At 52.6% G+C, this 23,346-nt stretch carries 25 protein-coding genes; 14 read left to right on the top strand and 11 right to left on the bottom strand.

Going from position 1 to position 23,346, the window contains the following annotated elements:
* Positions 1–21 precede the first annotated feature (21 nt).
* Positions 22–1,533: a methyl-accepting chemotaxis protein gene (locus tag J1785_RS16425; RefSeq protein ID WP_129951982.1), complete on the bottom strand. Its 1,512-nt coding sequence runs from the start codon at positions 1,531–1,533 to the stop codon at positions 22–24.
* A gap of 255 nt (positions 1,534–1,788) precedes the next feature.
* Positions 1,789–2,787 carry a 6-phosphogluconolactonase gene (gene pgl / locus J1785_RS16420; RefSeq protein WP_129951983.1) on the bottom strand — a complete coding sequence of 333 codons (999 nt, stop codon included), beginning with the start codon at positions 2,785–2,787 and terminating at the stop codon, positions 1,789–1,791.
* 234 nt (positions 2,788–3,021) lie between these two features.
* Here pgl and J1785_RS16415 point away from each other — a divergent pair, with 234 nt between their 5' ends.
* The gene (locus tag J1785_RS16415; protein WP_129951984.1) at positions 3,022–3,843 is read left to right on the top strand and encodes a pyridoxal phosphatase; all 822 of its coding nucleotides are present in this window, start codon (positions 3,022–3,024) and stop codon (positions 3,841–3,843) included.
* A 51-nt stretch (positions 3,844–3,894) separates the two neighbouring features.
* On the opposite strand, the gene J1785_RS16410 is transcribed toward J1785_RS16415, so the two are convergent.
* On the bottom strand, positions 3,895–4,167 hold the full coding sequence (locus tag J1785_RS16410) for a helix-turn-helix domain-containing protein (RefSeq protein WP_129951985.1): 273 nt from the start codon (positions 4,165–4,167) through the stop codon (positions 3,895–3,897).
* A 144-nt stretch (positions 4,168–4,311) separates the two neighbouring features.
* Between J1785_RS16410 and J1785_RS16405 the strand changes: the two genes are divergently transcribed.
* Positions 4,312–4,575: a helix-turn-helix transcriptional regulator gene (locus J1785_RS16405; RefSeq protein WP_217139303.1), complete on the top strand. Its 264-nt coding sequence runs from the start codon at positions 4,312–4,314 to the stop codon at positions 4,573–4,575.
* Between the two features lie 12 nt (positions 4,576–4,587).
* On the opposite strand, the gene modC is transcribed toward J1785_RS16405, so the two are convergent.
* From modC to J1785_RS16385, 4 genes are all read right to left on the bottom strand, one after another.
* Complete coding sequence (modC, locus tag J1785_RS16400) at positions 4,588–5,649, bottom strand: molybdenum ABC transporter ATP-binding protein ModC (RefSeq protein ID WP_129951987.1); 1,062 nt, start codon at positions 5,647–5,649, stop codon at positions 4,588–4,590.
* Between the two features lies 1 nt (position 5,650).
* Complete coding sequence (modB, locus tag J1785_RS16395; RefSeq protein ID WP_129951988.1) at positions 5,651–6,340, bottom strand: molybdate ABC transporter permease subunit; 690 nt, start codon at positions 6,338–6,340, stop codon at positions 5,651–5,653.
* A gap of 177 nt (positions 6,341–6,517) precedes the next feature.
* Positions 6,518–7,291, bottom strand: coding sequence for a molybdate ABC transporter substrate-binding protein (gene modA / locus J1785_RS16390; RefSeq protein WP_217219918.1), 774 nt, complete (start codon positions 7,289–7,291; stop codon positions 6,518–6,520).
* Between the two features lie 191 nt (positions 7,292–7,482).
* The gene (locus J1785_RS16385; protein WP_129951990.1) at positions 7,483–7,638 is read right to left on the bottom strand and encodes an AcrZ family multidrug efflux pump-associated protein; all 156 of its coding nucleotides are present in this window, start codon (positions 7,636–7,638) and stop codon (positions 7,483–7,485) included.
* 189 nt (positions 7,639–7,827) lie between these two features.
* On the opposite strand from J1785_RS16385, the gene modE reads away from it, so the two are divergent.
* Positions 7,828–8,610 (top strand): molybdenum-dependent transcriptional regulator, encoded by a 783-nt coding sequence (gene modE / locus J1785_RS16380; RefSeq protein WP_129951991.1) that lies wholly within the window; start codon positions 7,828–7,830, stop codon positions 8,608–8,610.
* 122 nt (positions 8,611–8,732) lie between these two features.
* Complete coding sequence (gene modF, locus J1785_RS16375) at positions 8,733–10,202, top strand: molybdate ABC transporter ATP-binding protein ModF (protein WP_217219917.1); 1,470 nt, start codon at positions 8,733–8,735, stop codon at positions 10,200–10,202.
* Here the strand turns inward: modF and J1785_RS16370 are convergent.
* Complete coding sequence (locus J1785_RS16370; protein WP_217159315.1) at positions 10,156–10,986, bottom strand: MFS transporter; 831 nt, start codon at positions 10,984–10,986, stop codon at positions 10,156–10,158. The genes modF and J1785_RS16370 overlap by 47 nt on opposite strands.
* Positions 10,987–11,123: 137 nt before the next feature.
* Between J1785_RS16370 and J1785_RS16365 the strand changes: the two genes are divergently transcribed.
* The 8 genes from J1785_RS16365 to J1785_RS16330 all read left to right on the top strand — a co-directional run bounded on the left by J1785_RS16365 (position 11,124) and on the right by J1785_RS16330 (position 18,564).
* Entirely contained in the window at positions 11,124–12,029 is a 906-nt protein-coding gene (locus tag J1785_RS16365) for a LysR substrate-binding domain-containing protein (protein ID WP_217139308.1), read from the top strand.
* 243 nt (positions 12,030–12,272) lie between these two features.
* Positions 12,273–13,289, top strand: coding sequence for a UDP-glucose 4-epimerase GalE (galE, locus tag J1785_RS16360; protein WP_129951995.1), 1,017 nt, complete (start codon positions 12,273–12,275; stop codon positions 13,287–13,289).
* Between the two features lie 19 nt (positions 13,290–13,308).
* The gene (gene galT / locus J1785_RS16355; RefSeq protein WP_129990567.1) at positions 13,309–14,361 is read left to right on the top strand and encodes a galactose-1-phosphate uridylyltransferase; all 1,053 of its coding nucleotides are present in this window, start codon (positions 13,309–13,311) and stop codon (positions 14,359–14,361) included.
* The gene (gene galK / locus J1785_RS16350) at positions 14,358–15,506 is read left to right on the top strand and encodes a galactokinase (protein WP_217219916.1); all 1,149 of its coding nucleotides are present in this window, start codon (positions 14,358–14,360) and stop codon (positions 15,504–15,506) included. Before galT ends, galK begins: the two co-directional genes overlap by 4 nt.
* Positions 15,500–16,546, top strand: a complete 1,047-nt coding sequence (gene galM / locus J1785_RS16345; RefSeq protein WP_129951998.1) for a galactose-1-epimerase — start codon at positions 15,500–15,502, stop codon at positions 16,544–16,546. The genes galK and galM overlap by 7 nt, the downstream gene beginning before the upstream one ends.
* A 162-nt stretch (positions 16,547–16,708) precedes the next feature.
* The gene (locus tag J1785_RS16340) at positions 16,709–17,044 is read left to right on the top strand and encodes a PsiF family protein (protein ID WP_129951999.1); all 336 of its coding nucleotides are present in this window, start codon (positions 16,709–16,711) and stop codon (positions 17,042–17,044) included.
* A gap of 204 nt (positions 17,045–17,248) precedes the next feature.
* Positions 17,249–18,001: a 2,3-diphosphoglycerate-dependent phosphoglycerate mutase gene (gene gpmA / locus J1785_RS16335; RefSeq protein WP_129952000.1), complete on the top strand. Its 753-nt coding sequence runs from the start codon at positions 17,249–17,251 to the stop codon at positions 17,999–18,001.
* Positions 18,002–18,090: 89 nt separating this feature from the next.
* Complete coding sequence (locus J1785_RS16330; protein WP_129952001.1) at positions 18,091–18,564, top strand: GNAT family N-acetyltransferase; 474 nt, start codon at positions 18,091–18,093, stop codon at positions 18,562–18,564.
* A gap of 66 nt (positions 18,565–18,630) precedes the next feature.
* Here the strand turns inward: J1785_RS16330 and aroG are convergent, their stop codons facing one another.
* Positions 18,631–19,683 (bottom strand): 3-deoxy-7-phosphoheptulonate synthase AroG, encoded by a 1,053-nt coding sequence (gene aroG / locus J1785_RS16325; protein ID WP_129990570.1) that lies wholly within the window; start codon positions 19,681–19,683, stop codon positions 18,631–18,633.
* Positions 19,684–19,885: 202 nt separating this feature from the next.
* On the opposite strand from aroG, the gene J1785_RS16320 reads away from it, so the two are divergent.
* A complete protein-coding gene (locus tag J1785_RS16320; RefSeq protein WP_129952003.1) occupies positions 19,886–20,215 on the top strand; it encodes a protein YbgS in 330 nt (109 codons plus the stop codon).
* Positions 20,216–20,349: 134 nt separating this feature from the next.
* On the top strand, positions 20,350–21,303 hold the full coding sequence (gene zitB, locus J1785_RS16315; RefSeq protein ID WP_129952004.1) for a CDF family zinc transporter ZitB: 954 nt from the start codon (positions 20,350–20,352) through the stop codon (positions 21,301–21,303).
* Between the two features lie 65 nt (positions 21,304–21,368).
* Here the strand turns inward: zitB and pnuC are convergent, their stop codons facing one another.
* On the bottom strand, positions 21,369–22,091 hold the full coding sequence (gene pnuC, locus J1785_RS16310) for a nicotinamide riboside transporter PnuC (protein ID WP_129952148.1): 723 nt from the start codon (positions 22,089–22,091) through the stop codon (positions 21,369–21,371).
* A 56-nt stretch (positions 22,092–22,147) separates the two neighbouring features.
* Complete coding sequence (gene nadA, locus J1785_RS16305; RefSeq protein ID WP_129952005.1) at positions 22,148–23,212, bottom strand: quinolinate synthase NadA; 1,065 nt, start codon at positions 23,210–23,212, stop codon at positions 22,148–22,150.
* Positions 23,213–23,346: the final 134 nt, after the last annotated feature.

Below are 23,346 nucleotides of genomic sequence, written 5' to 3'. Positions count from 1 at the left end.
CAGCCTTCTTCTGCCCGTCTTTTAGCGGGTTTCATTACCGAGGCGGAATACTGACACGGTGCGTTCCAGATTCACCGCCTGCTCATCGAGCGAAGCCGCTGCACTGGCTGATTGCTGAACCAGTGCCGAGTTTTGCTGAGTCACGGTATCCATCTCTGCCACGGCCAGCGCAATCTGACTGATGCCGCGACTTTGCTCGTCAGACGCCGACGCAATCTCATGAATGATTTGCGTCACATGACGCACCGAGCCGACGATTTCTTCCATGGTGTCACCGGCTTTCGCCACCAGCTGCGAACCGTTATTGACATTAATCACCGATTTATCGATCAGCCCTTCAATCTCTTTCGCCGCCTGCCCGCTGCGCTGCGCCAGACTGCGCACTTCGCTGGCGACCACCGCAAAACCACGGCCCTGTTCCCCTGCCCGCGCCGCTTCAACCGCAGCGTTAAGCGCCAGAATATTAGTCTGGAAAGCGATGCTGTTGATGACAGTGGTAATTTCCGAAATCTGCTTCGAACTGACAGTGATCTCTTTCATCACACCCACGACATCCGCCACCAGTTTACCGCCCCGCGCCGCCGTGCTGGCAGCATCGGAAGCCAGCTGACTGGCCTGCGCGGCATTGTCGGCGTTCTGTTTCACCGTTGAGGTCAGTTGTTCCATGCTGGCCGCTGTTTGCCCAAGCGCCGCAGCCTGCTCTTCGGTACGGGCTGACAGGTCGATGTTGCCTGCGGCAATTTCACCCGAGGCACGGGTCACCTGCGTTACGCCCTCACGGATATCACCGATGATGCCGTGCAGATTCTGGTTCATGGTTTCAATTGCGCGGCTCAGTTGCCCCACTTCGTCAAAGCTGTGGCTGGTGGTGTGCGTCGAAAGATCACCGGCAGCGATACGTTGTGCAATTTGCAGCGTGTGACGCAACGGGAGCGTCAGCTGCCGGGTCATGCGCCATGAAATCAGCACACCAGTGACTATGGCTGCCACAATGATCACCAGCATTTCGGAAATGGTGCGCGATACTTCCTGGTGAAGACTGTTCATCTCATGATCGAGCAGCGTGTTAGACGCGGAGGTCAGTGCCAGCCCGGCTTCAGCCAACCGGGCGGTGATGTGTTTTGGATCACTGCCTGCCGGAGGATTCAGCGTCTGCTGCCAGCTTTCACGGTAGCGTTGAATATTTGCCGGCATAGTCTCTACCAGGCGCTGATCTTCCGGCTCCCAGGCATACGCCGCCACTTCTCCCAGGCGGGTTTCCAGTTTATCCAGCGCCTGGCGGTTTTCTTCAACAAATTTAGGGTCTTTGCTGGCCATATAGGAAAGCCGGGTAAATTTGGCATCGCTCAGCAGATCGTTAACGGTTTTGAGCAAAGTCGCTTTTTCAGCGCGTTGATTGATGCTGGTCAGATGGTAGATACCGGACACAGCAATAAAGGAGCCCAGAAGCAATACCAGCGCAAATCCTGCACCGAGCTTGTTAGCGATTGTGGCATGGCGAACCCGGCCAGTGATCCCTGAAAGTACATTCATTTACTTCTCCCTGATAACCAAAAAGGACTGATTCTTAAGTGGCAGCGCCACCGCAAAATGAGTGAATAACGGGAGAGTTATCGACCAGCGCTGTTCAACATTTATAGAGACATTAAAATATTTCTAATCAATAGCACGTCTGGCACAGGCAATAAAAAAGCCCCTTATTACAGGAGCTTGATCATTATTTCACGGCGGTATTATTGGTCAGTTAAAAATATAACATTAACAAAACTAACAAGTAACCTATTGTGATTAATTAATTTCCAGAATGCTTACCCACATCGGGCCTTTGCCCACAGGGTAAGTTTTCAGGGTGGTCAGCTGACCGTTTTGTGGATCGATTTTCGCCACTTCAATCGCGTCCGATTTCTGTCCTGCGGTAATCACATACCGGCCAGTGTGATCGATATTGAAACCGCGAGGCTGTGTCTGGGTAGTGTGATGCCCGACCAGCTCAAGCACGCTGCCATCTTCTGACACCGTCAGCACAGAAATCAGGCTGGCAGTCCGGTCTGAGGCGTAGAGGAATTTGCCATCCGGCGTGATGTGCAAATCAGCAGCCCAGCAGGTGCCGGTGAAATCAGCGGGCATAATCCCCAGCGTCTGCACCTGACGGTATTCGCCGCTGGTGACGTCTTTCTGGTACACGTCCACGCTGCTGTTCAGTTCATTTACACAGTAGGCAAAATGATGATTCGGGTGGAATGCCATATGACGCGGGCCCGCACCCGCTGCAGTTTTCAGCTCCGGCGCGGCGTGCGGCGTCGCTTCGCCGTTGGCACTGAAGTCGAACTGGCGGATGCGATCTTCTTTCAGCGCAGGGATCATCAGTACCTGATTGGTCGGGTCGATATTGGCGGAGTGCGGAGCCTGGATATTTTCCAGCACCTGTACAGGCGCAAGCGCGAGCCCTTTTTCATCCAGCGGATGAATGCTGACATTATTAAAACTGTAGGACGCGGAGAACACAAAACGTCCCTGAAGGTCGATCCCCAGATGCGTCGGACTGCCCGGCAATGGGGCCATCGCAGCTTCTTCCAGTTTACCTTCATGGTCAATGCGGTAGGTCAGCACACCAAACTCAGGGCGCACGCCAACATACAGACGATGGCCGTCAGGATGAATCACCATCGGCTGAACCTGTCCCGGAACTTCCACCGTTTGTAGCAGGCTCAGTTCACCCTTGTCTGCCAGACGAAAAGCGTGGATTTGCTGGCTCTCAGGGCTGGCAACGTAGACGACTTGCTTCATCACATCTCCTTATTAAGAATCAAATAGTTGTAATACCCAAAATAGTTCGAGTTGCAGGAAGACAAGCGCAGCCAACGTATCTGCAACTTGAAATATGCCGGGTATTAAAGCGTAGCTCAGGTTACCACGATACGGCGACCCCTTTGGTGCCGGATACGCAGTTTAATTAGCAGGCTAAAAAAGGTAACATGGCGATAATTTCCCCGATTCCCCCTCACTTACGATGGACTGCTCATGACTTATCGCATTATTGCGCTCGACCTCGACGGGACGCTGCTGGACCGCCAAAAACGTATCCTTCCTGAATCCCTTGCCGCGCTGGCAGATGCCCGTGCACAAGGGGTCAAAGTCGTCGTCGTGACCGGACGCCATCATGTGGCCATCCATCCCTTTTATCAGGCATTGCAGCTCGATACACCTGCTATCTGCTGTAACGGCACATATTTATATGATTATCAGGCACGTAAGGTTTTAACCTCCGATCCGCTGGATCCGGTCAAAGCCAAAAAAGTGATCGACTTGCTGGAATATCACGGCATCCACGGTCTGTTATATGTTGATGACGCCATGCTGTATCAGCAGCCGAGCGGCCACGTCAGCCGTTCCATTGCCTGGGGGCAAACCCTGCCGGAACATCAGCGTCCGAACATTATTCAGGTTAACAGCCTGCGCGAAGCCGCTGACAACGCACAGTCAGTCTGGAAATTTGCCACATCGCATCAGGATCTCGATACCCTGCACACCTTTGCCGCACAGGTAGAAAATGAGCTGGGTCTGGCCTGTGAATGGTCATGGCATGATCAGGTTGATGTTGCAAAAGGAGGCAACAGCAAAGGCCGCCGCTTGCAGGAATGGGTCGAATCTCAGGGCATGACCATGCAGGATGTGGTGGCGTTCGGTGATAACTACAACGACCTGAGCATGCTGGAAAATGTCGGTCTTGGCGTGGCGATGGGCAATGCAGATGATGCTATCAAAGAACGTGCGGCGCTGGTGATTGGTGACCACGAAACACCGGGAATCGCTGAGGTTATCCGCAACAAAGTGCTGAATTAACCGTTACCGGTGCACCTTCCTCTGCTACAGAGGAAGGTGTTTTTTGCAGGCTTATCCGTCAGTTTCCAATGTCTTATTCCTGACCGGCCGGACGGTACGGGGGATTAATCGCCTGTTTTCGTCATAATACCGGCTGGGCCAGATCACCGAAGGAGGTATATCCAGAGCCTGAGCGATGATCATTTCCCCTTTCGGCCACGGACGCGCCAGTGCATTGGCCAGTGTCGACGAACCTAAACCGGCTTGCCTTGAGAGCGCCGCCAGTGAGGTTCTTTTCTTACGTAATGCGGCAATAATATCCGCCGGATGCCAGTCATTTTCCATTTTTCATCCTTCTTCCTTTGTTGTTAGTTCAGCTAACTGAATTGTGAATTACACTGACACATAACAATGTCCAGTAACTCTAAACAACAATAATGTTAAGTGATGCTAAACATAACGTCAATACGGTTTCTATGGTTATTGATAATGATCCCACATCGACTGAAATCCGCGCGGGCAAAAGCCAGGCTTACGCAGGAAAAATTGGGTGTTTTGGCCGGAATAGATGAGAGCACGGCGCGTTCGCGTGTATCGCAATATGAAAACGGCACGTACAGCCCGAACTTTGACACCATGTGTCATTTTGCCCGCGTGCTTAACGTGCCGGAATGTTACTTTTATATTCTCGATGACGCGTTTGCCGAACAGGTTCTGGTGCTTTATGCCGCTTTTAATCCGTCAGAAAAGTAAGGCGCAGTACGCTTAACGATTAACTGACACGCTTTTGATCTGCGCATACAGCCATTGTCCTGCGCGGATCATCAGTTCGTCGCGCGCCCACGGCGTGATCCGCGCCCAGATGATATGATCGGCCATCGCCAGTTTGACCTCCACCTGATTTCCCAGATCCAGACATTCCAGCACTTTTGCCGGCAGAATGTTGCGGATACTGCTGTTGTTCGCCGTCGGTTGCAATACCAGAGAAACGTCCGTGGCATTCACGCGTATACGCAGCGCCGTGCCGGGTACTTCTTCGACTTTACTGATCCATAAACGCTGATCGCCAACCGCCAGCGCCGTCATTTCATAGCGCGGATGATGTTCAAGCACGCTGACATTCAGCACACTGCTTTGCTCTTCTTTGGGCAACCACGGACGCATCACATTGCTTGCCCACACCTCTTCCAACGTTCCCATGGCCAGCACCTTACCGCTGTCGAGTACCAGCACTTTTTCTGCCAGACGTAAAATCTCATCCAGACTGTGCGTCACATACAAAATCGGAATGCTGATTTCCTGCGCCAGACGCTCCAGGTAAGGCATCAGTTCGCGTTTACGCGGAATATCGAGCGCGGCCAGCGGCTCATCCATCAGCAAAATTTCCGGTGCTGTCAGCAGCGCCCGGCCGATTGCCACGCGCTGTTTCTCACCGCCGGACAGCGTAAGCGGGAAGCGATCCAGCAAAGGCGCGATGCCGAGCAAACGCACGATGTTATCGAATTGTCCGCGCATCGACGGCGCCATGCCATATTGCAGATTACCTTTCACGCGGTAATGCGGAAACAGGCGCGCATCCTGAAAAACATAGCCGATGCGACGTTTTTCGGGCGGCAGGAAAATGTTGTTTTGCCGGTCGGATAAAACGCGACCGTTCAACGTTATGCGGCCACTGTCAGGCCGGGTGAGGCCACCGATGGCATTAATGAGCGAGGTTTTCCCCGCACCTGACAAGCCGAAAATGGCCGTTATTCCCTGCGCCGGTAAGGTCTGCGTCACCTGTAATTTCAGGCTACCCAGCGTCTGGCTGAAATCGAGTTCAAGCATGTCAGCCTCCCAGCCGGATACGGCTGCGTTTTGCCAGCCAGTCAGAAATCAGCAGTGCAGCCAGAGACAGCAGGATCGCCAACACACACAGCCGCGCGGCAGCCCCTTCCGCACCCGGTGTTTCAATCAGGGTATACATTGCCAGAGGAATGGTACGGGTCTCACCCGGAATATTCGAAACGAAGGTGATGGTTGCGCCAAATTCGCCCAGCGAACGTGCAAACGCCAGCACTATGCCGACAATGACACCTGGTGTGGAAAGCGGCAGTGTGAGGGTGAAAAACACCCGCCACGGTGACGCGCCGAGCGTGCGGGCAGCAAGTTCAAGTTTAGGGTCAACGGCCTCCAGCGACTGGCGGATCGCACGCACCATCAACGGAAATGCTACCACCGCTGAGGCCAGCACCGCACCGTGCCAGCTAAAACTGAAGCTGAAACCAAACCATTCGTACAGTCGCTGGCCAATAAAACCACGACGCCCCATCACCACCAGCAACAGATAACCAATCACCACCGGCGGTAATACCAGGGGCAAATGAATAATGCTGTCGAGCAGGGATTTACCGGGGAAACGGCCACGGGCCAGAATCCACGCCATCAGAATACCAAGCGGCAGACTGCAAACAACGGCCAGGCTCGATACTTTCAGACTGAGAAGTACCGCCTGCCACTCATATTCACTCAACATCATGTCGGTTTCTTAATCCTGAATTTATGTGTCGCAGAGATGAAATATCGGCAAAAATGTCGAAGGCTTTAATACCCATCAAAGTATAGAGAATCGCACACGGGGAAAGAAACAGAGAGGAAAAGATAAAGCCTGCGCAGTGCGGGAAGGCCTTATCTGTTTTCAGCAACAGCGATGAACTCAGGCGCGAGGCGTGAAACCGTATTTATTGAAGATTTCAGCCGCTGCCGGCGTTTTCAGATAATCATAAAAACCGCTGACTGTCGCATTTTCGTGCCCCTTAACCATGGCCATCGGATACTCAACTGGCTTATGGCTCGATGCCGGGAAAACACCGACCACTTTGACTTTCTTACTGGCCACTGCGTCAGAACCATACACAATGCCCACCGGTGCCTCTTCACGTTCTACCAGCGCCATGGCCGCACGGACGTCGCTGGCGCGCGCCAGTTTAGGTTCCAGTGTGGTCCAGGCTCCCAGTTTTTGCAGCGCTTCTTTGGCATAAATCCCGGCCGGGACATGATCCGGGTCCCCCACCGCCAGGCGGCTGTCGCCCAACAGTTTGGTCCATTCAGTTTTCTCTGAGATGTCGACTTTGTTGATTTTGCTGCCGGCCGCCGAAATCAGCACCAGCTCGTTACCCAGCAACGTATAACGGGTGTTATCCACCATTTGCTGTTTGCTGATGGCATAATCCATCCACTGCTGATCGGCAGAAATAAACATATCTGCCGGAGCGCCTTGCTCTATCTGACGGGCCAGTGTGGAAGATGAGGCGAAAGATGAGACAACCTGCACGCCTTTTTCTTTCTGATACTGCGTTGCAATATCCTGCAATGCGTTGGTCAGTGATGCGGCGGCAAACACAGTGATTTTCTCTGCTGCCTGAGCCTGAACACCAAGTCCTGCTACCAGAACGGTCGCGGTGAATACTTTGCCCCATTGATATGTCATCGTTTTCCTTCGCCTTTGTGAAAAAATGTTTCGCTATGTAATCCTTAATATAACGCAGCAGGAAACGATGTCATGCATTTTTAGGAGCAAGGGGCGGATAACCTATGGTTTTTTGATCTGAACGATAAAAGGAAAACCCAAAAAAAAGAAAACCCGGCGCGATGGCCGGGTTCCGGAAAAAAGCTCATTAATCAGTAATGAGGCTTCTCACGGGATTCTTTAGAGTGACCCACGTGGGAGATGATATTGAATACTTCGCCAAGCCCCCAGATCAGGCCCAGGATCACAGCGATGAAAACCGGTACCATGACGGCAGCGAAAATCAAACTTTCTAATAATTCTAACATGATAGCCTCACTTAACTGGCTGAATCGCCCTGAGGCGATGTTGGACTTCGTACATGAAGCCAAAAACGAAAAATCAAACTGTTGCGGATAATAACAGCACGGGACGGTAATTACTTTAGCATTTCGCCAACTTGCCTGCCTGCTGGTTTAGCGGCGACAATAAGCCCTCATTCTCACAAGGAAGCTGCGATGCAAGCCGAAATTCTCTTAACCCTTAAACTTCAGCAACGTTTGTTTGCCGATCCGCGCCGCATTGAATTACTGCGGCAGGTGCGCCAGACCGGTTCAATCAGTCAGGGGGCCAGGCTCGCGAACATCAGTTACAAAAGTGCCTGGGATGCCATCAATGAAATGAATCAGCTTGCCGATCAGACGCTGGTCGATCGCAGCACCGGTGGCAAAGGCGGGGGTGGCGCAGTGCTGACGGCATACGGCGAGCGTCTGATCCAGCTTTATGAATTACTGGCACAAATTCAGCAAAAAGCCTTCGACGTGCTGAAAGAAGATTCGCTCCCTCTCGACAGTTTGCTGGCGGCTATTTCACGTTTCTCCCTGCAAACCAGTGCGCGCAACCAGTTCTTCGGCAATGTCATTGAGCGCGGGTACAGCATCGTTCAGCAGCATATTGATGTCCTGCTGGCTGATGGCAAAACAAGGATCCGCGCAGCGGTCACTGAACAAAGCGCCGACCGTCTGGCGTTAACGCCCGGTAAAGAAGTCCTGGTGCTGATCAAAGCGCCGTGGATCACGCTGAGCATGCAGGCTGATCACCCGCATAACGCCTTGCAGGGCGATATCACCCACATCCAGCGCGGTGAAAACAGCAGCGAAGTGCTGATGAAGCTCCCGGGCAGTGAAATATTATGTGCGACAGTGCCAAATGCCGAAGCCGACAAACTGACCCTGAAAACCGGCCAGAGCGTTTTCGCACAATTTGATGACGACAAAGTAATCCTTGCCACCTTGTGCTAAAAAAATAAGTTAATCAGGATCTTGCAAAATCAGCGTTTTCATTTTGCAGATTTGTCAATTGACTTGCGAAGATGCAGCGCTTATCCCTTGTTTTATAATCATTTGAAAATGAGAGATTAAATATGTCGTCGTTGCATATCTCGCAAGGCGTTTTCCGCCTCAGCGATACCCGGACCCTCACACTTTCTGATCTCACTGTTCGTCAGACAGACAGTTGGGCGTTTGTCGGCTCCAATGGCAGCGGAAAATCCGCACTGGCACGTGCGCTGGCAGGCGATTTAACCCTGCTGAAAGGCACCCGGAAAAACAGTTTCCCGCATATCGTTCGCCTTTCATTCGAGCAATTACAAAAGCTGGTCGCCGATGAATGGCAGCGTAACAACACTGATTTACTGAGTGAAGGTGAAGACGATACCGGCCGCACTACTGCTGAAATTATTCAGGATGAAGTGCGTGATCCGGCCCGCTGTGCGGCCCTTGCCGCACAGTTTGGTATTGAGAAATTGCTTGACCGTCGCTTCAAATATTTATCGACCGGCGAAACGCGCAAAACCCTGCTGTGTCAGGTGCTGATGCAAAAACCCGATTTGCTGGTGCTGGATGAGCCGTTCGACGGCCTCGACGTCAACGCCCGCGCCCAGCTGGCACAGTTGCTGGAAACCTTATCCGGCGAAGGCCAGACGATGGTGCTGGTGCTTAACCGCTTTGACGACATTCCTGCGTTTGTGAAAAATGTCGGCGTGCTGGCTGACTGCACGCTGGCCTCTGTAGGGCCGCGAGAACAGGTGATGGCTGATGCGCTGGTTGCCCAACTGGCACACAGTGAAAGCCTGAACGGTATGGCCGTGCCGGAAGCAGAAGATCCCACCGCACGTATCAGCCCGCCTGCCGGCAGTCCGTTAATCGTGCTGCGTGACGGCGTAGTGCAGTACAACGACCAGCCGATTTTGCACCATCTGAGCTGGCAGGTGGATCACGGCCAGCACTGGCAGATCACCGGCCAGAACGGTGCAGGAAAATCCACCTTACTGAGCCTTATCACCGGCGATCACGCACAGGGCTACAGCAATGACCTGACGCTGTTCGGCCGCCGTCGCGGCAGCGGTGAAACCATCTGGGACATCAAGCGTCATATTGGCTATGTCAGCAGCAGCCTGCATCTGGATTACCGCGTCAGCACCAGCGTGCGCAATGTTATTACTTCCGGCTTCTTCGATTCGATCGGTATTTATCAGGCGGTATCCGACCGGCAGAAATTACTCACCTCCCAATGGCTGGAATTGCTCGGGCTGGAAGGTGATGCCGGTGATACCCCGTTCCACAGTTTATCCTGGGGACAACAGCGTCTGGCGCTGATTGCCCGCGCACTGGTCAAGCATCCGGCGCTGTTAATTCTTGATGAACCGTTACAGGGGCTGGATCCGATCAACCGCCAGCTGGTGCGCCGCTTTGTCGATATCCTGATCGGCGAAGGTGAAACTCAGTTGCTGTTTGTTTCGCATCATGCGGAAGATGCGCCGCAATGCATTACCCATCGTCTGAGCTTTATTCCTGACGGTGAAATCTACCGTTATCAGATTGACATACTGTAACGTTATTTCGCTTCCTCTTTGCGGGGATCATCAGTGCAGTCACTACGCCCGCCAGCGCCAGTGCCGCCAGCAATGAATACCCGTTTTCAATGCCCTGCTGGCCGGGATTATTTTTCAGCAACAGTGTGAGCAGTGCCAGCATCACCAGGGCGCTGCTTACCCGAACCCAACCTCCCAGACGGGATGCATAATGATATTCATCACCGGTGAGCTGATCCCTTTCTGTTGCGGCGGCCTGACGGGCTATGCCCGCGCCGAATCCGGTCAGTAACATACCCGGCAGCAGCACCAGCCCGAAAGCAGGCATTATTGCCATCACCCCCAGCCCGCACGCCGCAATCATAAAACCCCACAGCAAGAGGCTGGCAGAGGTGACATTCCGCCCGAGTTTTTCGCCGAACGCTTTGCCCGACACCATCATCAGCAATAAGGTAACAAAGCAGAGAATAATGCCCGGCCCGCCGAATCCGTAAATCTGATACATCGTCACCGCCAGCAGGAACCACGCAGCACAGGTGACTGCCGTAACGAAAATACCGGTCCAAAAACTTATTTGCAGGGGCAACGAGGCCCGCAAATGACGCGGCATCAGGGGTTGAGGGTGGTAACGCTCGCTGATGATAAACAACACAAAAAACAGTGCGGCGGCTCCCGCCAGCGCGTGGGACAGCGGTGTATCCAGCCCGTTAAAGCCGACATTCAGCAGCGTCAGCACCAGGTGCAGCACAAACAATATGCCCGATGCTGGTGACAACCACCGCGCAGGTGATTTTTTGGCGTTCATAACAGTTCCTTTATCAGCATTCCGCAGTACAAAAGATGAATCTTATTCATCCATATCATGTTGATAAAAGAGCTTACACCGCCTAATTTAGATGATTCAACGTCATAGATTTCAGCCATGGATGAAAATAACTCATCATGAAGAAGATTCGTTTACCGCCTCTCGGTTCGCTCAAAGCATTTGATGCGGTGGCGCAGCAGAAGAGTTTCAAACGCGCGGCAGAAGATATCGGCGTGACAGCCACTGCTATCAGCCATCAGATCCGTGTGCTTGAAGAGTCATTGGGCACGGCAGTGTTTGAGCGCAGCGCCCGTGAGGTCAGGCTTACCGCCGCGGGGCAAATCCTGCGCCACGCCACGCAGCAGGCATTTGCCGGATTACAGGCAGCCGTCGAAGAAATTCATCACGCCGCGTTGCCTGCGGCGCTGACACTGACCACGACATCCAATTTCCTGACACACTGGCTGGTACCGCGGCTGGCGGATTTAAAAGCCGCTGCGCCCGAGATGGATTTACGCTTACATACCGGCATTGAGCTGGTGGATTTAACCCGTAATACCGTGGATGTAGCGATCCGTTACAGCGAATCCGCCGGTGAGAATCTTGATTCGAGGCTGCTTTATCACGACACTTTTGTGCTGGTTGCCAGTCCTGCGCTGGCGTTGAAAACGATGGAGGATCTGACGACAGTAACGTTGTTTCATGTGGAAAATCGTCATATTCCTCGCCCCTCTCCCGACTGGGAGAACTGGCAAAAACACTTCGGTCCGGCGCAATTAAACACCGACAGTGGCCTGCGTTTTACGGATGAAACCCATGCTATTCAGGCGGCGATTGCCGGTCAGGGTGTGGCGATTGTCAGCAGTTTGCTGGCGCATGACTTCATTGAAAAAGGCATCCTGACCACCCCGTTCCCTCAATACCTGCCCGGCGCAAACTATTATCTGGTGACCACCAAAGAGAAAGCACTGCGCGAAGATATCGTGACACTCCGCCGCTGGTTAGTGGACAAAATGTCGGCATTTCCCCCGGCTGGAGTCTGAAAATGAGTCCGAAAAGCTGATTCACCCCCCGGATAAATTTTAGTGTAACCGATTACACAACCCATCCTTTCTGGCTTATCACCGGTTGCCGAAGGCTTTGCGTACCGCACGCCGCACCTGTTGAGTCACGTTGAAAGGTGGTAAACTGTTTGTGTAAGCGATTCCATTTTATTGGGGATGGATCACCTTTTTCAGCCTTGCAGCGTGATATCGTTGCATCCAGATAATCATCGGGGAGCTATTATGTACGTCTTAGTCACAGGTGGTAGCGGTTACATCGGCAGTCATACTTGCGTGCAATTGATTGATGCAGGCTATACACCCATCATTCTTGATAATCTTCACAACAGCAAAGTGAGTGTACTGGAACGTATCCATACCCTGACCGGCAAAACGCCGCTGTTCTACGAAGGTGATATTCGCGACCGCGCCCTTCTCGATAAAATTTTCAGTGAAAATCCTGTTCATTCCGTTATTCATTTCGCCGGCTGGAAAGCCGTGGGCGAATCCGTGGCAAAACCGCTGGCGTATTACGACAACAACGTCACCGGTACGTTGGTGCTGGTTGAAGCCATGCGTGCCGCCGGCGTAAAAAACCTGATATTCAGTTCTTCCGCCACCGTGTATGGCGATCAGCCAAAAACGCCGTATGTCGAAGATTTTCCGACCGGTAATCCTTCCAGTCCGTACGGCCGCAGCAAACTGATGGTCGAGCAAATTCTGGAAGATGTGCAGCGTGCTGAGCCTGAATGGAGCATCACGCTGCTGCGTTACTTCAACCCGGTCGGTGCTCATCCGTCTGGCCTGATGGGGGAAGATCCACAAGGTGTACCGAATAATCTGATGCCATTTATCGCGCAGGTGGCAGTAGGTCGTCGTGAGTCCGTCGCCATTTTCGGCAACGATTATCCGACACCGGACGGCACCGGCGTACGTGATTACATTCATGTTGTCGACCTGGCAGACGGACATCTGGCCGCGATGAAAACGCTGCACAACAAAGCGGGCGTACATGTTTATAACCTGGGCGCCGGCTTCGGTCACAGTGTGCTGGATGTGGTTAACGCCTTCAGCAAAGCCTGCGGCAAACCGGTGAATTACAAGTTTGCACCACGTCGTGATGGCGACTTACCGGCGTATTGGGCAGATCCGACCAAAGCAGCGAAAGAGCTGAACTGGAAAGTCACCCGCACGCTCGAAGACATGGCCAACGATACCTGGCTATGGCAGTCGAAAAACCCGCAAGGCTATCCGGATTAAGGAGGACTGAGGAAAGTTTATGACCACGTTTAACCCGATTGATCACCCGCATCGTCGCTACAATCCACTGACCGATCAGTGGATTTTAGTCAGCCCGCATCGTGCCAAGCGTCCGTGGCAGGGTCAGCAGGAAGCCGTTTCTCAGGAAACACTGCCTGCGCATGACCCGGACTGCTTTCTCTGTCCGGGCAATACCCGCGTAACAGGCGATGTGAATCCGAAATACACCGGCACGTTTGTGTTCACCAATGATTATGCCGCGCTGATGCCGGATACGCCTTTTGCGCCGGAAAGCGACGATCCGCTGATGCGCGTTCAGAGCGCACGCGGTACCAGCCGGGTGATCTGTTTCTCGCCGGATCACAGTAAAACTCTGCCGCAACTCTCAGTTGAAGCGTTGACGGAGATCGTCAGAACCTGGCAGGAACAAAGTGCGGATCTGGCAAAAACGTATCCGTGGGTGCAGGTTTTCGAAAACAAAGGCGCGGCAATGGGGTGCTCTAACCCGCATCCGCACGGCCAGATCTGGGCCAACAGCTTCCTGCCTAACGAAGCCGAACGTGAAGACCGTCTGCAACGTGCCTATCTGGAACAACAAGGTTCGCCGATGCTGGTCGATTACGTGCAGCGCGAACTGGCCGACGGCAGCCGTACGGTGGTTGAAACCGAACACTGGCTGGCAGTAGTGCCTTATTGGGCCGCATGGCCCTTCGAAACCTTGTTGCTGCCGAAAGTCCACGTCAAACGCATTACTGAGCTTAATGATGCACAACGCAGCGATCTGGCTCTGGCGCTGAAAAAGCTGACCAGCCGCTACGACAATTTGTTCCGGTGCTCTTTCCCGTATTCGATGGGCTGGCACGGTGCGCCATTTACCGAAGGCGACAACGAACACTGGCAACTGCACGCGCATTTCTATCCGCCGTTGCTGCGTTCAGCCACGGTGCGCAAATTTATGGTCGGCTACGAAATGCTGGCTGAAACCCAACGCGACCTGACAGCGGAACAAGCCGCAGAGCGTCTGCGGGCGGTGAGTGATGTTCATTATCGTGAGGCCGGAGAAAAAGAATGAAACTGAAGACCAAAACCCTGGAAATCTTTGCCGATAAATTTGGCTACCCTGCGACCATTACCATCAAAGCGCCGGGGCGCGTGAATCTGATTGGCGAACATACCGATTACAACGATGGCTTCGTGCTGCCGTGCGCGATCGATTATGAAACAGTGATCGCCTGCGCGCAGCGCAATGACCGTACGATCCATGTGATCGCCGCCGATTACGATAACGACGAAGACAGCTTCTCACTCGACGAACCGATTGTGCACACCGATGCACACCCCTGGGCCAATTACGTGCGTGGCGTGATCAAGCATCTGATGTTGCGTAACAAAGATTTCTCCGGTGCGGATATGGTGATCAGCGGCAACGTGCCACAGGGCGCGGGCCTGAGCTCTTCAGCTTCGCTGGAAGTCGCGGTCGGCCAGGCACTGAAGTCATTATATGACTTGCCGCTGGACGGCGTAGCACTGGCACTGAACGGTCAGGAAGCGGAGAACCAGTTTGTCGGCTGTAACTGCGGCATTATGGATCAGCTGATTTCTGCACTCGGCAAGGAAAATCATTCCCTGCTGATTGACTGCCGTTCACTGGATACCCGTGCGGTGTCTATGCCGGAAAACGCGGCGGTGGTGATTATCAACTCCAACGTGAAACGCGGCCTGGTTGACAGTGAATACAACGCCCGTCGCGAGCAATGCGAAGTGGCGGCACGTTTCTTCGGTGTGAAAGCGCTGCGTGATGTTGACCCTGCCCTGTTCTTCTCCATTCAGGATGAGCTGGATCCGGTCGTGGCCCGCCGTGCGCGTCATGTGATTACCGAAAACGACCGTACACTGGCAGCGGCTGATGCACTGGCCAGCGGCGACCTGAAACGTATGGGCGAACTGATGGCGGAATCTCACGCCTCAATGCGCGATGACTTTGAAATCACCGTGCCGCAAATCGATAAGCTGGTGGAAATCGTCAAAGAAGTGATTGGCGATAAAGGTGGTGTGCGTATGACCGGCGGTGGTTTCGGCGGTTGTATCGTGGCGCTGGTTCCTGAGGACATGGTGGAAAAAGTCCGTCATGCCGTTGAACAGCAATATCATGCGCACAGCGGTCTGAAAGAGACCTTCTATGTTTGCACCGCTTCACAAGGAGCAGGCATATGCTAAAACCTGAAAACACACAGCTGGCGCCCGATGGTCAGCCGTTTGAACAGGTTACGCTACAGAATGCAGCGGGTGCCACCGCAACGTTCATGGACTGGGGCGCGACCTGGTTATCCTTCACCCTGCCGCTGACGGATGGCTCCACGCGTGAACTGCTGCTCGGTTGCCAGTCGCCGCAGGAATACATGAACCAGAGCGCGTATCTGGGCGCGACCGTCGGACGTTACGCTAACCGTATCGCCCGCTCGCAGTTTGAAATTGACGGCAAAGCGCATCTGGTAGTCGCCAATCAGGGTGTTCACCAGTTGCACGGCGGGCCGGAAGGCTTCCATGCGCGTCGCTGGATCATTCTGGAACAGACCGCGCAGAAGCTGACGTTTCAACTGTTTTCTGTCGACGGCGATCAGGGTTATCCGGGCAACATGACAGCGAAAGTGTATTACCAGCTGACCGACGATAACCGGCTGGAAATCCGTTACGAAGCGACGGTTGACAAACTGTGTCCGGTCAATCTGACCAATCATGCCTATTTCAACCTCGACGGTGAAGGGACTGATGCGCGTCAGCACAAGCTGCAGCTGTTTGCTGATCGCTTCCTGCCGGTCGACAGCGATGGCATTCCTTGTGCGGATCCGGTCCCGGTTGAAAACACCGGCATGAATTTTAATGCCGCCAAAACGCTGGCGAAAGATTTCCTCGCCGACCGTGACCAGCAACGCGTGAAAGGGTATGACCACGCTTATCTGCTTAACCGCACCTGCAATACCGGCAGCAATCCGGCGGCGCATTTGTGGTCTGCTGATGGCAAAGTCAAAATGACGATGTTTACGTCTGCGCCAGCAGTGCAGCTTTACAGCGGCAATTTCCTGGGCGGAACCCCTAACCGTAGCGGCGGCGAATACGCCAGCTACAGCGGTGTCGCGCTGGAAAGTGAGTTCCTGCCGGACAGCCCGAATCATGCCACCTGGCCGCAGCCGAGCTGTTGGGTTAAACCAGGTCAGATCTACAAATCTTCGACGACGTATCAGTTCTTTGCACTGTAATGTCTCACGACAGGGTCGCCCGGCCCTGTCTTCATTCCTTCCTGCTTCTGCGAATTTGTGACTCACGGCGCATCTGTATCAGCACATTTTAAGCTAAAGGCTCTTCCCCCATCTACGCTTAGAGAGTGTCCTGCCGAAAGGACGATTAATAAGGAGTTCGATATGCGTTTACCTGTTGTGTTATCCCTGCTGGCAACGCTGTGCGCGGCGGGTTCCGCTATTGCGGCTGATCCTGTTAAAGTTCCTTCCCCTGCTCAGACTGAGCAACGCCAAAAGATGACCGACTGTAATCAGCAGGCCACTACCCAGTCACTCAAAGGCGATGACCGCAAAAAATTCATGAGTCAGTGCCTCAAAGCGGAAACCAAACCGGCTATGGCAAAAATGACGCCTCAGCAGGAGAAAATGAAAACCTGTAACGCAGACGCCGCCAAAAAAGAACTTAAAGGCGATGCACGTAAGACTTTCATGAGTACCTGCCTGAAAAAAGCCAGCTGATCGCTGACTTTTTACACAAAACGCGCTGTCCGGGAGACCGTACGCGCGTTTTGTTTTACATCGCCGCAGCAAATTCGTTATGTTTAATACAAACGGCGTCCCGCAGAGACTTCCTGAGGAAGTTTCAGATTGCTGTCGGGGAGGCCAAGCCTCTATAATGATAACCGTTATCATTGAAAATTCAGTTAACTGAGGAGTTTAGCTATGGCTGTAACCAAGCTGGTGCTGGTAAGACACGGTGAAAGTGAGTGGAACAAAGAAAACCGTTTTACCGGTTGGCATGATGTTGAACTGTCCGATAAGGGTCGCACTGAAGCAAAAGCTGCAGGTCAGTTGCTTAAAGACGAAGGCTTCCAATTCGATTTTGCTTACACCTCTGTGCTGAAACGTGCCATCCACACGCTGTGGAGCGTTTTGGACGAACTGAACCAGCCATGGCTGCCGGTTGAGAAATCCTGGAAACTGAACGAACGCCATTACGGCGCATTGCAAGGTCTGGATAAAGCAGAAACTGCACAGAAATACGGTGACGAGCAAGTTAAACAATGGCGTCGTGGTTTTGCTGTCACGCCACCAGAACTGGATCGCGCTGATGAACGTTTCCCGGGCCACGATCCGCGTTACGCTAAACTGACTGAGGCAGAACTGCCAACCACAGAGAGCCTGGCGCTGACCATCGAACGCGTCATCCCTTACTGGACTGAGGTCATCAAACCACGTATCGCCAGCGGAGAGCGCGTCATCATCGCCGCACACGGTAACTCCCTGCGTGCACTGGTTAAATATCTCGATAACCTGAGCGAAGACGAAATTCTGGAACTGAACATCCCTACCGGTGTTCCGCTGGTTTACGAATTCGACGAAAACTACAAACCAATCAAACGTTACTATCTGGGTAATGCCGACGAGATCGCAGCGAAAGCCGCGGCCGTAGCAAACCAGGGTAAAGCGAAGTAATTTCGCGTTTTCTGCGTGAAGCACGATGATTGATAAGGCATGCGAAAGCGTGCCTTTTTTGTATCCCCGACCCGCAAGGAAAAATATTTATGCCAGTCAGACGTGCAACACCCGATGAAGCAGAAGCGCTGTGGAACATACGTAATCAGGCTATCCGTCACGGGTGTAAAAACGCTTATGATGCACAGATTGTGATGGCATGGACACCCGATGAGATGCCTGCCGGATACCGCAAAGCCATTATTGATAATCCTTTTTTTGTCGCACAGACACAGGGGCTGAGCACACCGGCGGCAACAGGATTCCTTGATCTGAAAAATGGCAGTGTTGAAGCGATTTTTACATTGCCAGAATTTGAAGGGAAAGGCCTCGCTACGCAAATTCTTGCTGCCATAAAAGCAGAAGCGAAATCACGCGGTTTCACAGCACTTACGCTGGCTTCTACGCCGAATGCGTTTGAATTTTATAAGAGGAACGGATTCAGTCTGGTAAAAGAGAGCCTCTACCGCTCTGAGATGGCGGATGCTGATTTGCGTTGTATGGAGATGCGCTGCGAATTGTAGGGGATATTCAGGCAATAAAAAGCCCCGCTAAAAGCAGGGCTCAGACAAGTATTCCAGCAGGTGACATTAACCGCGGCGTGCTTTGACCGCGCCCGCCAGGCTGCGCAGCAGCACTTCGGTGTCTTCCCAGCCTATACAGGCATCGGTCACGCTCTGACCATAAACCAGAGGCTCGCCGCTGTCGAGGCTCTGATTCCCTTCCACCAGATGGCTTTCTACCATCACGCCCATCACCGACTGCTCACCGCCGGCAATCTGACCACAGACGTCTTCACACACTTCCATTTGTTTTTTGAATTGCTTACTGCTGTTAGCGTGGCTGAAGTCGATCATGATACGCGCTGGCAGGCCGCCTTTTTTCAGGCCTTCTTTCACTTCCTGCACATCCTGAGCGCTGTAGTTTGGCTTTTTGCCACCGCGCAGAATGATATGACAATCATTATTTCCGCTGGTATTAACGATAGCGGAATGCCCCCATTTGGTCACAGACAGGAAACAGTGTGGCGCGCCAGCTGCATTGATGGCGTCGATCGCCACTTTAATGGTGCCATCTGTGCCGTTTTTGAAACCGACCGGGCAGGATAAACCGGAAGATAACTCGCGGTGAACCTGAGATTCAGTGGTACGTGCGCCGATAGCCCCCCAGCTCATCAAATCCGCCAGATATTGTGGCGTGATCATATCCAGGAATTCGCCAGCGGCCGGTAAACCCGTGTCGTTAATATCCAGTAACAGTTTGCGGGCAATGCGCAAACCCTCGTTAATCTGATAGCTGTTATTCATATGCGGGTCGTTAATCAGCCCTTTCCAGCCCACTGTAGTACGTGGTTTTTCGAAATAAACACGCATCACCACTTCCAGTTCGCCTTGCAATTCTTCACGCATTGTCAGCAGGCGGGTGGCGTATTCTTTCGCGGCTTTCGGATCATTGATCGAGCAAGGGCCAATGACGACCAGCAAACGGTCATCGTTTCCTTTCAGTATCTTATGGATCGCATTACGGGCCTGAGAAACTGTTTTGGCCGCTTTGTCAGTGGCAGGAAATTTTTCGAGCAGGGCAACCGGAGGTAAAAGTTCTTTGATTTCTTTAATGCGTAAATCGTCGTTTTGATAATTCATAACTGTTCCATTCGGGTGTTCATAAGAGACAAAGCGAAACGCTGACCGCGTTCAATCTAGCCGTATTGAGTCCCGGTGTAAACCTGCTTTTACACTTACGATTAGTCTCATTTTGATTTAGGACATAATTTCTTTAGCTAGGCTTTTACCAGACACATGAAAAACGACTACGGACCTTTCTCGAAAAAATGGAGATGACATTATGAAAAAGCTCGCAATCATGTTACTGACCACAACCATGGCGCTGACCACCGGTGCTGCTTACGCAGCCGGCGAGTCCTCGGCAAGCGACAACAATGGTCAGGCTAATCAGTCTGGCTCGCCGGGTTCGGTACAGAAAATTGCGCCAAAAAGCGTGAACAATGATCAGATTAACACGACCAATAAACCCGTGAATGAAACGACTACTCAAACGGATGGCACCACCCATCACATGAGTAAAGATAAAGAGCATAAGAAAACGATGTGCAAAGATGGCCGTTGTCCGAATCAGACCCCGGATACACCTTCTTCAAAAGCAACCGGTAACTAATTCCGTCACGTTTGCTCACCTGCTCATACAGGAGGGACTTTGCTTCCTCCTGCTTCCCTGAATTCCCCTTCTTGCAACACCTTAGGTTTACGCTATTGTGATTGTCTCGGTTCATCATTTTTGTGAATATAACTATGCCTTCTTCCCTGTTGCCACAGGATAAAAATAGCCGCCGTTTGTTGCTGGCTTTCCTTGTTACTGTAATTTTTATGGTAGCCGAAGTGATTGGCGGGCTGGTCTCTGGCTCTCTGGCGCTTCTGGCCGATGCCGGGCACATGCTGACTGACGCAGCCGCGTTACTTGTTGCCTTGCTTGCCGTACGTTTTGCGAAACGTAAGCCTAACAGCCGTCATACTTTTGGCTATTTGCGCCTGACCACCATGGCGGCCTTCGTGAATGCCGCTGCGCTGCTGGTGATTGTCGTTCTGATTGTCTGGGAAGCCATCGCCCGGTTCTTTAATCCGCAGCCCGTAATGGGCACCACTATGCTGGTGATCGCCATTGCCGGTCTGTTCGCCAATATTCTGGCCTTCTGGCTGCTGCATCAGGGGCAGGAAAAGGCCAACATCAATGTGCGTGCCGCCGCGCTGCACGTTTTGGGTGACTTGCTGGGATCGATTGGAGCGGTCGCTGCGGCGCTCATCATCATGTATACCGGCTGGACGCCTGTGGATCCGCTTTTATCAGTGCTGGTTTCCTGCCTGGTGTTAAATAATGCCTGGCGGTTGCTGCGGGAAAGTTTTCATGAATTACTGGAAGGCACACCGGAAGAGATCGATATCGATAAACTGCGACGGGATTTGTCACTGAGTATCCCGGAAGTGCGCAACGTGCATCACGTTCACGTCTGGCAAATTGGTGAACAGCGACTGATGACCGTGCATGTACACGTGGTTCCACCGCACGATCACGACGCACTGCTTTACCGCATTCAGCATCATTTGCTGGAGAAATGCCGCATCGGCCATGCCACGATACAAATGGAATATGGCCAGTGTGAAACTCCGGATTGTGAGATGAATGAAATGCCGTTAACCCGTGCCGGGCACGATCATCATGGACATAGCCATGCACATCATCATCACTGATCCTCAGAGAAGAACCCGAAAATAAAACGCCTCTGTGATAGAGGCGTTTTTCCAGGAAGATGAAATCAGGCCGGTTGCAAAGGCCGTGAACCGTTTTGCTTTGCACTTTTGATCCACAGCCACGAACCGTTCAGCGCAATCAAGGTCAGAAGCACATATTCGAGTGCCATCGCATAAACGCCCTGATAAGCAAAAATCGCGACGCTGATGACATCAATGATGACCCACAGCAGCCAGTTTTCAACATACTTTCGGGTCATCAGCAACATTGCCACAATCGACAGCACCATCATTGATGAATCCCAGAACGGGAAGGCATCAGGTTGCAGTTCAGGCACCTGCACATTGAGCCCCAGCGCCTGCATCAGGTTTACCGCCAACAGTGTCAGGGCGGCAAAAACGCGGTCGATGTTAAAGGTCATCAGCAGAATGCCTGCGACACATACAACGCCCCATATCAGCGCTTTGCCACGTGGCAACCAGCGGATCTGCAATTGTGCTTCCTGGTCCGCTGTCTGGCGGCTCCAGGCATACCAGCCGTAGATATTGGCGGCAAAGAAGAAGATTTGCAGCAACAGGCTGGCGTAAAGCTGGATCTGGAAGAAGATGATCGCAAACAACGTGACGTTGATCAGACCGAAAGGATAGTTGATCAGCTTTTCTTTACTGGCGTACCAGATGCAGAGCAACCCAAAAATGGTGCCTACAGCTTCAATCCACGACAGGTCATATCCCCCCTTTCCAAGCGGAATATGAACCAGAATATTACTGGTACTGAAAAAATCCATCATCTCATCCTTTCCTTTTATTGATGCTCATAAATCATTATCAGCCATGAAAATGCTTACAACGCTTTAGCCTGTGTTCTTAATCTCAGTTGGGCGGCAAAATCCAGCATGCGGTTGAGCGGGATCAGAGATTTTACACGCAGCGCCTCGTCTACCTCGATAGCATGTTCCGTGCCACCGTGTTCCAGCCCTTGGGCAATCGCTTTCAGACCGTTCATCGCCATCCACGGGCAATGCGCGCAGGTACGACAACTTGCACCCTCACCTGCCGTCGGCGCCTCAAACAATTCTTTGTCCGGGCACGCCTGTTGCATTTTGTAAAAAATACCGCGGTCCGTGGCGACGATAAGTTGCTGCTGGGGCAATGTTTTTGCCGCCAGAATGAGCTGACTGGTAGAACCGACCGCATCAGCCATATCAACGATCGCCTGAGGAGACTCAGGGTGCACCAGAACAGCGGCGTTCGGGTATAGACCTTTCATTCGGGTCAGGGCCTGCGTTTTAAACTCGTCATGGACGATACAGGCGCCCTGCCAGCACAATACATCTGCCCCCGTCTGCTTACGGACGTAATTTCCGAGGTGACGGTCCGGTGCCCAGATTATTTTTTCGCCCAGACTGTCAAGATGTTCAATCAGCTCAACCGCAATGCTTGAGGTAACAACCCAGTCTGCTCTGGCTTTTACTGCTGCTGAGGTATTAGCGTAGACCACTACTGTGCGGTCGGGGTGCTGGTCGCAGAAATCTGAGAAAGCCTGTTCAGGACAGCCCAGATCCAATGAACATTCAGCATTGAGTGTTGGCATCAGCACAGTTTTTTCCGGGCTGAGGATTTTAGCCGTTTCTCCCATGAAGCGTACACCGGCGACGAGCAACGTGGAAGCTGGATGCTGGCTGCCAAAGCGCGCCATTTCCAGAGAGTCGGCGACAATGCCGCCGGTTTCTTCGGCAAGCGCCTGAATTTCAGGATCAGTGTAATAATGCGCCACCATCACCGCATCACGTTCCCTGAGCAGTTTTCTGATCTTCTCTTTGTAGAAGGTCTTTTCATCTGCGGTCAGCACGGCGGGTTTCGGTGGGAAAGGATAAACCGCCGCATTCAGATCCAATGTTTCGCTCATACTCGTCATCTCATTCAGTCAGACAATTTGCCCGGATAGCCAAAAGCCACCATGATCCCATCCCGGAATCATTAGTTTTGTATGCTAAACAAAATACCGCAAAAAATAGGGAAAGTCGTCCATATAATAGACGC

It is taken from the genome of Rahnella perminowiae, from assembly GCF_019049755.1.
In the GTDB taxonomy this organism is placed as follows: Bacteria; Pseudomonadota; Gammaproteobacteria; order Enterobacterales; family Enterobacteriaceae; genus Rahnella; species Rahnella perminowiae.
The sequence above is the reverse complement of the archived record's forward strand: the minus strand, read 5'-3'. Positions and strand labels throughout refer to the sequence as shown.